Below are 11253 nucleotides of genomic sequence, written 5' to 3' on the forward strand. Positions count from 1 at the left end.
TGCTGACTCCTTTGCTTTTGATGGAAATCGAGATGACCGATCAGACTACCCGCCTGCCGATCCGCCGCGCTTTAATCAGCGTTTCCGATAAAACCGGAATCCTTGATTTCGCCCGTGAACTGGAAGCCCTCGGCGTCGAGATCCTCTCCACCGGCGGTACGTTCAAGCTGCTCCAAGACAACGGCGTAGCCGCTGTCGAAGTTGCGGACTACACCGGCTTTGCGGAAATGATGGACGGGCGGGTGAAAACCCTGCACCCGAAAATCCACGGCGGCATCCTGGGCCGTCGCGGCATCGATGACGACATCATGAACGAGCACGGCATCAAGCCGATCGATCTGGTAGCCGTAAACCTCTACCCCTTCGAAGCAACCATCAACAAGCCAGGCTGCGACCTGCCGACCGCCATCGAGAACATCGATATCGGCGGCCCGACCATGGTCCGTTCGGCAGCAAAAAACCACAAAGACGTAGCGATCGTGGTCAATGCCAGCGATTACGCCAACGTGCTGGAAAACCTCAAGGCCGGTGGCCTGACCTACGCCCAGCGTTTCGACCTGATGCTCAAGGCGTTCGAACACACCGCCGCCTACGACGGAATGATCGCCAACTACCTGGGCACCGTTAATCAGACAGCCGAAACCCTGAGCACCGAAGGCCGCAGCCTGTTCCCGCGCACCTTCAACAGCCAGTTCATCAAGGCCCAGGAAATGCGCTACGGCGAGAACCCGCATCAAAGCGCGGCGTTCTACGTAGAAGCCAAGCCGGCCGAAGTCAGCATCGCAACCGCCACCCAGCTGCAAGGCAAAGAGCTGTCGTTCAACAACGTGGCCGACACCGATGCCGCGCTGGAATGCGTAAAAAGCTTTGTCAAACCGGCCTGCGTGATCGTCAAGCACGCCAACCCGTGCGGCGTCGCAGTCAGCCCGGACGCCGAAGGCGGCATCCGTCAGGCCTATGAGCTGGCTTACGCCACTGATACCGAGTCGGCATTCGGCGGCATCATCGCCTTCAACCGCGAGCTGGACGCCGAAACGGCCAAAGCCATCGTCGAGCGTCAGTTCGTTGAAGTGATCATCGCCCCGTCCGTGAGCGAAGAAGCCCGCGCCATCGTGGCCGCCAAAGCCAACGTACGCCTGCTGGCCTGCGGCGAGTGGAGCGCAGACCGCGCACCGGCCTGGGACTTCAAGCGGGTGAATGGCGGCTTGCTGGTACAAAGCCGCGACATCCAGATGATCGGCAGCGAAGACCTGAAAGTCGTCACCAAGCGCGCACCGACCGAACAAGAGATCCACGACCTGATCTTTGCCTGGAAAGTCGCCAAGTACGTCAAATCCAACGCCATCGTCTACGCCAAGAACCGTCAGACCATCGGTGTCGGCGCTGGCCAGATGAGCCGCGTAAACTCGGCCCGCATTGCCGCGATCAAGGCCGAGCACGCCGGTTTGCAAGTGCAGGGTTCGGTCATGGCATCCGACGCGTTCTTCCCGTTCCGTGACGGTCTGGACAATGCAGCCAAGGCCGGTATCACTGCGGTGATCCAGCCGGGCGGCTCGATGCGTGACAACGAAGTGATTGCTGCAGCCGACGAAGCCGGGATTGCCATGGTGTTCACCGGTATGCGCCACTTCCGTCACTAACTAGACGTCCCTTTCTGTAGGAGCGAGCTTGCTCGCGATCTTTTGACTGCTCGCGAGCAAGCTCGCTCCTACAGAGAAACAAAGCGTTTCCCAGAATTCAGCGTCATCCGAGGTTTTTGAAATGAATGTTTTGATCATTGGCAGCGGTGGCCGCGAACACGCACTGGCCTGGAAAGTAGCTCAGGACCCGCGTGTCGCCAAAGTATTCGTTGCCCCGGGCAACGCCGGCACCGCCATTGAAGCCAAGTGCGAGAACGTCGCCATCGACGTGCTGGCCCTTGAGCAACTTGCAGATTTCGCCGAGAAAAATGTCTCGCTGACCATCGTTGGCCCTGAAGTTCCACTGGTAGCCGGAGTGGTCGATCTGTTCCGCGCCCGCGGCCTGGATTGCTTCGGCCCGACTGCCGGCGCTGCCCAGCTCGAAGGCTCCAAGGCTTTCACCAAGGATTTCCTGGCACGCCACAAGATCCCGACCGCCGACTATCAGAACTTCACTGAAATCGAGCCGGCGCTGGCGTACCTGCAAAAAGTCGGCGCCCCTATCGTGATCAAGGCTGACGGCCTGGCAGCAGGCAAAGGCGTAATCGTCGCCATGACCCTGACTGAAGCCGAAGATGCCGTGCGCGACATGCTCGCGGGCAACGCATTCGGCGAAGCCGGTTCGCGCGTCGTTATCGAGGAGTTCCTCGATGGCGAAGAAGCCAGCTTCATCGTGATGGTCGACGGCAAGAACGTGTTGCCGATGGCCACCAGCCAGGACCACAAACGCGTCGGCGATGCCGATACCGGCCCCAACACCGGCGGTATGGGCGCTTACTCCCCGGCGCCAGTGGTCACTGCGCAAGTGCACCAGCGCGTGATGGATCTGGTTATCTGGCCAACCGTGCGCGGCATGGCCGAAGAAGGCAACGTCTACACCGGGTTCCTGTACGCAGGCCTGATGATCGACAAAGCCGGCAACCCTAAAGTCATCGAGTTCAACTGCCGCTTCGGCGATCCGGAAACCCAACCGGTGATGCTGCGCCTGCAATCGAGCCTGGTGTTGCTGGTAGAGGCTGCTCTGGCCCAGGCGCTGGACAAGGTAGAAGCACAATGGGACCCGCGCCCGAGCCTGGGCATCGTCCTGGCTGCAGGCGGCTACCCTGGCGACTACGCCAAGGGTGCAGTGATCCATGGTCTGGATGCTGCAGCCAAACTGGAAGGCAAGGTGTTCCACGCCGGCACCGCCCTCAATGCCGCTGGCGAAGTGGTGACGGCCGGTGGCCGTGTACTGTGCGCGACCGCCATGGGTGACACCGTTGCAGCAGCTCAAGAACAGGCTTATGCACTGGCCAAAACCATCGAATGGGATGGTTGCTTCTACCGCAACGACATTGGCTACCGGGCCATTGCACGCGAGCGCGGCGAAACCCAGGAATAGGTAACCCATATGGACAGGCAAGGGATCAAACCCTTGCCTAACTATTCCAGCGCCGCGCATAGTTACCATCAGGCTTCAATATACGAAGGGATTTCAGCGTGCGCTGGCTTAGGATCGCCATAGGTATTACCGTCAGTCTACTGACTGCTTTGCTCTATTTAACGCCGGTGCAGGCGGCCCAAGGCAACCTTTGGTCTGTTCTTCTGGACCATAGTGGCGACCTGCAACTGAGCGATGTCAGTTCCCCCCGCTTAAGCAATCAATTCAGCCCAATCGAGCTCGAAGAGCTGACCGCAGCCAACCCCGATGAGGCGTTATGGTTGCGATTCCGGCTGCAGCCCAACAAGCATGAACAGATTTTGCGAGTCTTCGCCCCGGATCTTGCACGTCTTGACCTGTACGTTCTCGACGGCAAAAAACTGATCAGCGAAACCAGCGCCGGCAGTACTTTGCCGACGTCCGACAAACCGCTGTCCAGCAGCGACTACCTGCTGCCCTTGCCCCAAAGCTCTCAAGAGCTGGATGTGTATCTGCGCCTGGTTTCGGAGCATCAGCTGCGCCCGCACATTACCCTCGATTCCGCCGTCATACTCGCCGCCAACCAGGGCATGACCCTGCTCTACGGGCTGTTGCTCGGCTGCCTGGCAATGCTGGTGCTGCACAACCTGATCCGCTTTGCTTTCACCCGCTCAGTCAGCAGCCTGTGGCTCGCTGCCTGCGAAGCCTTGCTCCTGATCAGCTCGGCGCTGTTCTTGAATCTGCTGGGTCCCTGGTTTCCCGAGTGGCACAGCGCCCACCCACCCGGGGCCTATCTGGCGCTGATACTGACGGCGCCTTGCGGGTTGATGTTCACCTACAGTTTCTTTGGCGCCCGCAGCGCCCACAGGTTGCAGAAACTGTTGCTGCTCAACACCCTGATTATCTGTATCGGCGGCCTGCTGGTGCTGTTCTTCGACACCCTGCCGTTAAACGTGATGACCTATGGCCTGGTCGGGCTTGCAAGCCTGAGCATCCTGCTGGTCTCGGTTCACCACTTGCAGCAAGGCTACCGCCCTGCCCGCCTGTTCGTGGTGGCCATGATTGTGTTCAACATCGGCACCCTGGTGATTCTCCCGACGCTCCTGGGCCTGACCCTGATCGCACCCCAGGAGCTGATCCTGGCCTTGATGGCGGTGGTCTGTATCTGCGGCCTGCTGATGAGCATCGCCCTGAGCGAACGCGCTCGCAGCATCGCCGAGGACCAATTCAGCATCAGCCGTGACCTGGCCGCCAGTAACGCCGAAGTGAATGCCAAAGCCGAATTCCTGGCCAAGATCAGCCATGAAATTCGCACCCCGATGAACGGTGTACTGGGCATGACTGAACTGCTGCTGGGGACACCACTGTCGGTCAAACAACGTGACTACGTACAGACCATCCACAGCGCCGGCAATGAACTGCTGACGCTCATTAATGAAATTCTCGATATTTCCAGGCTCGAGTCGGGCCAGATCGAACTGGACGATGTGCAGTTCGACCTCAATGCCCTGATCGAAGACTGCCTGAATATCTTCCGCACCAAAGCCGAACAGCAAAACGTCGAACTCATCAGTTTCATTCAGCCACAGGTCCCGAGGGTCATCAGCGGTGACCCCACCCGCCTGCGCCAGACCCTGCTGAGCCTGCTCGAAAGCGCGCTGAAGAAAACCGTCGAAGGCGAGATATTGATTGTCGTGGCACTGGAAGAGCGCACTCAGCCGCCACGGTTGCGCATCGCCATCCAGGACTCCGGCCAGCCGATGGATGAACAGGAGCGCGAAGCCCTGCTCAGTGCCGAACTGCACAGCAAGAACTTCCTCGCCGCTACCCGCCTGGGCGGTCACCTGGGGCTGGTCATCGCCCGCCAGCTAATCAGCTTGATGGGCGGTGAGTTCGGCATAAAGCCGGGGCAAACCAGGGGCAGCAATCTATGGCTGACCCTGCCCCTGGACCCGCAACACCTCGAGCACCCGACCTCCGACCTGGACAGCCCGCTCAAGGGTGCACGGGTACTGGTGGTCGATGACAACGACACCTGCCGCAAAGTGCTGGTACAGCAATGCTCGGCCTGGGGTTTGAGTGTCAGCGCGGCGGCCTCGGGCAAAGAAGCCCTGGCCCTGTTACGCACCAAGGCGCATCTGCGCGACTACTTCGACATTGTGCTGCTGGACCAGAACATGCCGGGCATGACGGGCATGCAACTGGCGGCCAAGATCAAAGAAGACCCGAGCCTGAACCACGACATCCTGCTGGTGATGCTGACCGGCATCAGCAACGCCCCGAGCAAGATCATTGCCCGCAACTGCGGGATCAAGCGCATTCTGGCCAAACCGGTGGCGGGCTATACCCTGAAAACCACCCTGGCCGATGAACTGACCCAGCGCAACAAAGGCCAGGTCTCTGCGCAGCTCCCGGCCAATGGCCCGCCAACAGCGGTGACGGTGCCTGGCGACTTCCGCATCCTGGTTGCCGAAGACAACAGTATTTCCACCAAGGTCATTCGCGGCATGCTGGGCAAGCTCAATTTGCAGCCCGACACGGCCTGTAACGGCGAAGAGGCCTTGAAGGCCATGAAAGCGCAGCGTTATGACCTGGTATTGATGGATTGCGAAATGCCGGTAATGGACGGCTTCTCGGCCACTGAGCAATTACGCGCCTGGGAAGTCAGCCATCAACGTATCCGCACCCCGGTGGTGGCGTTGACCGCACACATCCTGGAGGAGCACAAAGAACGGGCGCGCCAGGCCGGCATGGACGGACACATGGCCAAGCCGGTCGAGTTGTCGCAACTGCGCGAGCTGGTGGAATATTGGGTGGCGCAACGGGAGTTGCGTGAATCCCAGGCGCAGCATTCCTAGGGCCCAACGCTGGCCGACAGACTGCCGGCGGCCTGATAGACTTTCGTCGCCTTTCTTCGGTGTGAGCTCAGACCATGCTCCATGTATTGTTCAGTGTGTATTTGAAGATGCTGGTGCTCTACAGCCCGTTCTTCGTGCTCTCATGCTTTATCAGCCTGACCCGTGGCTACTCCAACAAAGAGCGCCGTCGTCTCGCCTGGAAAGTGGCGCTGGCCACCTTGATATCCAGCGTCTTGCTCTACCTGTTCGGGCGGGCGATCTTCAGTGTTTTCGGGATTACCGTCGACGCCTTCCGCATCGGCGCCGGCAGCGTGCTGTTCATCTCGGCACTGGGCATGGCCCAGGGCAAATCGGCCGTGCAAACCGACAACGTGCAGCAGGATGTCACCATAGTGCCGCTGACCATTCCGTTGACGGTCGGACCGGGCACCATCGGTGCCCTGCTGGTCATGGGGGTCAGCCAGCCGCACTGGGATGACAAGCTGATGGCGATAGTCAGCATTACCCTGGCCAGCCTGACCGTCGGCGTGGTGTTGTACCTGTCCAACAGGATCGAGCGGATTCTGGGTGACCAGGGCCTGCAGATCGTCAGCCGCCTGATGGGCCTGTTCGTTTGTGCGCTAGCGGCGCAGATCATCTTCACCGGAATCCGCGGGTATCTAGTGCCCTGACCTCCCGCGCCCCGTCAGCGATTACAGAGCATGGCCCCATTGCGGGGCCATGCTGCCCGTCAGGGCTTTTCGCCGTACCAGCGTGGCGTGTACACCCACTCTGTGCCGTCGGCACGCGGGAAGGTGCAGGTGGTAGACGATCCAATCAGCACCATGGTGCGCATATCCACCTGATCCGCAGTCAACGCGCCCAAAGTGATAGTCCGCAATGTCTGGCCCGGGCGGCCAATGTCGCGCCCCAGCACCACCGGCGTCTGTGGGCTGCGGTGCCGGGCCACGATTTCCAGCGCAACCCCCAGCTGCCAGGGCCGTGAGCGGGAAATCGGGTTGTAGAACGCCAGCGCCAGATCCGCCTCGCAGGCAAGGTCCAGACGCTTTTCGATGATGCTCCACGGCTTGAGGTTGTCCGACAGCGACATCACGCAGAAGTCATGCCCCAATGGCGCACCGGCCTGCGCGGCGGTAGCCAGCGATGCCGAAACCCCGGGCAGGATTTCCAGGTCGACGTTGTGCCACTGCGCATCACCAGACTCATGCAAGGCTTCAAGCACGGCGGCGGCCATGGCAAAAACCCCCGGATCACCCGAAGACACCACCACCACCGAGCGACCACTGGCCGCCAGTTCAAAGGCATGCCGCGCGCGCTGCATTTCTTCACGATTATCGGTGCAGTGCAGCACTTGATCGTCGCGAAACGGTCCGGCCATCCGCACATAGGTTTCGTAACCCAGCACGTCATTGGCCCGCGCCAGTTCGGCCTTGACCGCAGGCACCATCAATTCCGCAGCGCCGGGGCCAAGGCCGATGACTGCCAACCGCCCCCGGGCCCTGCCGATCTGTTGCGGGTCCAGAGGAACCGAAGCGACCCCCAGGGCCAAACCACTGCCCGACTCGTGCCAGGCCACAGGTAGCGCCTGCTCCTCGGCACTCACGAAGCGTAGCGGCACAGCCAGCTCAGCCGCCGCCTCACGCAGTTGCGGGCTCGCCATCAAGGTGTCGTCGGCAACGATGCAGGCCAGCGATTGCCAGGCCAGCTTCACTGCATGCAACGCCTCACGGATCCCCTGCGCTGCAACAACGGAGCTGACCCGGGCTACAACATTGCGCGGGTAGATCAGCAGTTCATTGGCCGCGGGTTCTCGCTCGGCACTGCTGACGCAGATCGCCAGCCGCGCCTGCGGGTTTTCAGGCAGTTGTGCACCGGCCAGCCAGGGCGCATCGCCTTCGATACGCACAGACTCGCCCGCGAGCAAATCCGAGACAAAGCGTTTGCCCACCTCCAGGTCGCCCAGGGCATAGCCCCTCGGCGGGTTCAGCAGGCAGGTGCCAAAACGCAATTCGCCGCTGGTGGTGATGGCCGGGGCAACCTGCAGACCGGCAGCGATTTCCCGCGCCATGTCATTCACCCCTCCCAGACCACCCAGCAGCGGAACCACCGCGCTGGCGTCTTCGGCCACGGCCAGCACCGGCGGCTCGGCGCCTTTCTCCAGCAGCAGCGGAGCCAGGGTGCGAATCACAATCCCGGCGGCGCACAGCGCAATAATCGGCGTGTCTTGCTGATACAGCTGGCGCAGGGTCGCGCCAAAATCGCTGTAGCTGCGGTCTGGCGCGTCAACCCGCCCGGCCAGGCCGTAAATCAACGCCTGAGGGTAAAGCTGCTGGATGCGCCGGGCCGTTGCCAGGCTGCCATTGCCCAGAATCACAATGGCCGGGGCCGGGCGACTCAACCTTGCCACCGTTCGCCGGGCACGATGATCAACGAGAAATAAGGCGACGACATCGGCTCCACTTCATTGAGCGGGACGATTTTCTGGTTGCTCATGGTCGCGCGCTCGACGTACAGCGCACGCTCGGCCAGCCCCAGCTCCCCCAGAACCTCGCGCACTTTATGAAAGTTGCGCCCCAGCTTCATGATCACGGCAGCGTCGGCATCGGCCAGACGCCGCTTGAGCTCATCGTGGGGCAGCACCCCCGACAGCACCGACAGGCTCTGATTGCGATACACCAGCGGCACGCCGAGCACCGAAGCGCCGCCCAGCATCGAGCACACCCCCGGCACCACTTGCGCTTCAAAGCGCTCGGCCAGACGGTCATGCAAGTACATGTAGGAGCCATAGAAGAACGGATCGCCTTCGCAGATCACCGCCACATCTCGGCCGGCCTGCAAATGCACGGCAACCTCTACGGCCGCCTGATCGTAGAAGTCGCTGATGATTTGTTCATACGACAGCGGTTCGGGCAACACCTCGGTGGTCACCGGGTACACCAGTGGCATCAAGGTTTGCGCGTCTTGCAGGTGCGCTTCGATGATGCCGAACGCGTTGCCTTTTTTGCCTTTGGCCACGAAGTACGCCACCACCGGCGATTCGCGCAGCAGGCGCAAGGCTTTAACGGTAATCAGCTCCGGATCGCCGGGACCGACGCCCAGACCGAGCAAACGTCCAGGTTGAGTCATCATTCGATCTCCGTGGCCAGTGCGTTGACCGCTGCCGCAGCCATCGCGCTACCGCCGCGGCGGCCCTGCATGATCACAAACGGCACGCCACGGCTGTCTGCCGCCAGCATCGCCTTGGATTCTGCAGCCCCGACAAAACCTACCGGGAAGCCCAGAATCAGGGCCGGTTTCGGTGCCCCGGCGTCAATCATCTCCAGCAGGTAAAACAGCGCGGTCGGTGCATTGCCAATCACCACCACGCTGCCTTCCAGATACGGGCGCCACAGTTCAAGGGCCACCGCCGAGCGGGTGTTGCCCTGCTCCAGCGCCATCTCGGCCACGCCTTCTTCCTTGAGCGTGCAAATCACCTGGTTATTGGCAGGTAAACGCGTACGCGTCACACCTTCAAGCACCATGCGTGCATCGCACAGAATCGGCGCGCCGGCGGCCAGCGCATCGCGCCCGGCCTTGCCCGCACCGGGGGAAAAACGCAGGTCTTCGATGGCGTCGACCATGCCGCAGGCGTGAATCACCCGCACTGCGAGTTTTTCCAGGTCTGCCGGGATGCTCTGGAGGTTGGCTTCGGCCCGGATAATGGCGAAGGAGTTGCGATAGATCTCTTGACCATCGCGGATGTAATCAATCATCGGTGTTGCTCCGTTGGCGGGCCTCAAGCCAGGCGCCTGCCGCTTCAATAGTAAGATTGCGCCCATGCAGAACACCGAAACCCGGCTGTTCTGGAGCACGTAAATAGAGGTCGTAATGACCGGGCGCCACGGCCAGCAGAGTGACCGGCGCAATATGGGCTGCCGCACATGAACGCCGGCAACCGGTCAGATGCACATTCAGCGGTTGGCGCAGACCCGCAGCGAGCTGGCGGGCATCCTGTTTGGTGTCCGCCAGGCCTTTCGCGCACGCCTCGGAGCCAGTGCAGGCCACCAGATGGGCCAGCGGCTGCGCCGCCTCACACAACAAACCCAGCGCCTCTAACTGGAGGGTCACAGCTGGTGCATCGCTGGTCTTGATCCCAGGCAGCAACACACTTTGCCAGGGGCTGAACCGCAGGGTGCCGTCACCAGATTCGTCAGCCAGTTGCGCCAGCCCCCGGAGCATGGCGGCATCCAGACGCCCCAGGCCGGGAACCGCGCCGATATACACCCGGCCCTGCTGGCGCTGGGCAAAAGTACCGATATGCCTCACCCCGGGCGCGACACCCCGTGGCCCAATGGCCAGCGGGATCAACCCTACGCTGAGCCGTTGCTGTAACTGCTCGATGAAGTGCTCGACGGCAACTTCCTCAAGCAGATGCCGCATTCTGGTTTGCTCAGGCCGGGCCAGATCGAGAAACAGCAACAGTACCGCCATCACCAGTTCATGGGCCTGTGCCAGCGGCACCGCAGCCAATGCCGGGTTGTGCGCCGGGCAGCCGGCCAGACCGAAGGCCATCACCAACTGACCGTCCAGCTCAATCACCGATAGCCACAGATCGTGCGGGTGCTCCAGCATCACCAGGGCTTCGCCAGCGTCCAGTTGCAGCGCGAACTTGGCTGACAACTCGGCCAGCCGCGGGGTGTTTTGCAGACTGGCAAGCAGCTCTGCGGCCAGCGGCCGGGTATCGATGCGCATCTGCGGGTCGATACCCGCAGCCGGGCTCAGCATCAGGTTGCGCACATCGTCACCCGCTGCCGTCGCAGGCCCCAGACCTGCCGCCAGCAAGGGTTCAACCAGAGCCCGATGTTGCGCCCCGACCCCGCGAATCTGCAGGTTGCCACGGTTGGTCGCTTCAATGACGCCACTGGCATAGCGCTGCGCCACATCCGCCACGGCACGGGCCTGCATCGAGGTGATGCAGCCACCATCGAGCTTGACCCGGCAAATCCCGCCGTCCAGCGCCTGCACGATACGCAGCAACCCCGGGCAAGCCGTAGGGCGCACGGGCGTCATGACAGGGAGTTGAGGTGGCAAGGTCAAAGGTCGATCCAGGCAGGCAATGGGCTGTTGCAGGTGGCGCATTATGCCTGCTTTGGGCGACCGCATGAAAAGCTTGCCGGACGGAATACCCGCTGCGGGCAACCTTAAGCAGCATTACCTGCAACAGAGCCCGCCCGCCCGCTTTATGGGCGAGGCGCCGAGAGCCCAAGGCGCGCTATCATGGGCGCCCTGCCGGCGCGTCTTGCAACAGTGCTGGCGGATGGAAAAATCAGCGTTTACC

Annotated in this window: 8 protein-coding genes; 4 read left to right on the top strand and 4 right to left on the bottom strand. The window is 61.7% G+C overall.

Annotated features, from left to right (window positions below):
- Positions 1 to 32: 32 nt before the first annotated feature.
- The 4 genes from purH (at position 33) to JQ845_RS09260 (ending at position 6607) form a co-directional block, all read left to right on the top strand.
- Complete coding sequence (purH, locus tag JQ845_RS09245; protein ID WP_003439208.1) at positions 33 to 1640, top strand: bifunctional phosphoribosylaminoimidazolecarboxamide formyltransferase/IMP cyclohydrolase; 1608 nt, start codon at positions 33 to 35, stop codon at positions 1638 to 1640.
- Positions 1641 to 1761: 121 nt separating this feature from the next.
- Positions 1762 to 3060: a phosphoribosylamine--glycine ligase gene (gene purD / locus JQ845_RS09250; protein ID WP_003439206.1), complete on the top strand. Its 1299-nt coding sequence runs from the start codon at positions 1762 to 1764 to the stop codon at positions 3058 to 3060.
- 98 nt (positions 3061 to 3158) lie between these two features.
- Positions 3159 to 5936 carry a hybrid sensor histidine kinase/response regulator gene (locus JQ845_RS09255; RefSeq protein WP_010656233.1) on the top strand — a complete coding sequence of 926 codons (2778 nt, stop codon included), beginning with the start codon at positions 3159 to 3161 and terminating at the stop codon, positions 5934 to 5936.
- Positions 5937 to 6010: 74 nt separating this feature from the next.
- Complete coding sequence (locus JQ845_RS09260; protein ID WP_003439201.1) at positions 6011 to 6607, top strand: MarC family protein; 597 nt, start codon at positions 6011 to 6013, stop codon at positions 6605 to 6607.
- A gap of 59 nt (positions 6608 to 6666) precedes the next feature.
- Here JQ845_RS09260 and cobJ read toward each other — a convergent pair whose 3' ends face one another.
- From cobJ to cobG, 4 genes are read right to left on the bottom strand one after another with little or no spacing between them, the layout of a single operon-like run.
- Entirely contained in the window at positions 6667 to 8334 is a 1668-nt protein-coding gene (cobJ, locus tag JQ845_RS09265) for a precorrin-3B C(17)-methyltransferase (RefSeq protein WP_160626271.1), read from the bottom strand.
- Positions 8331 to 9065, bottom strand: a complete 735-nt coding sequence (locus JQ845_RS09270; protein WP_177412922.1) for a precorrin-2 C(20)-methyltransferase — start codon at positions 9063 to 9065, stop codon at positions 8331 to 8333. The genes cobJ and JQ845_RS09270 overlap by 4 nt, the downstream gene beginning before the upstream one ends.
- Positions 9062 to 9688 carry a precorrin-8X methylmutase gene (locus tag JQ845_RS09275; RefSeq protein WP_160626272.1) on the bottom strand — a complete coding sequence of 209 codons (627 nt, stop codon included), beginning with the start codon at positions 9686 to 9688 and terminating at the stop codon, positions 9062 to 9064. The genes JQ845_RS09270 and JQ845_RS09275 overlap by 4 nt, the downstream gene beginning before the upstream one ends.
- Positions 9681 to 10985 (bottom strand): precorrin-3B synthase, encoded by a 1305-nt coding sequence (gene cobG / locus JQ845_RS09280; protein WP_328821706.1) that lies wholly within the window; start codon positions 10983 to 10985, stop codon positions 9681 to 9683. Before cobG ends, JQ845_RS09275 begins: the two co-directional genes overlap by 8 nt.
- Positions 10986 to 11253: the final 268 nt, after the last annotated feature.

The sequence above is a fragment of the Pseudomonas paraversuta genome (assembly GCF_904063065.1).
In the GTDB taxonomy this organism is placed as follows: Bacteria; Pseudomonadota; Gammaproteobacteria; order Pseudomonadales; family Pseudomonadaceae; genus Aquipseudomonas; species Aquipseudomonas paraversuta.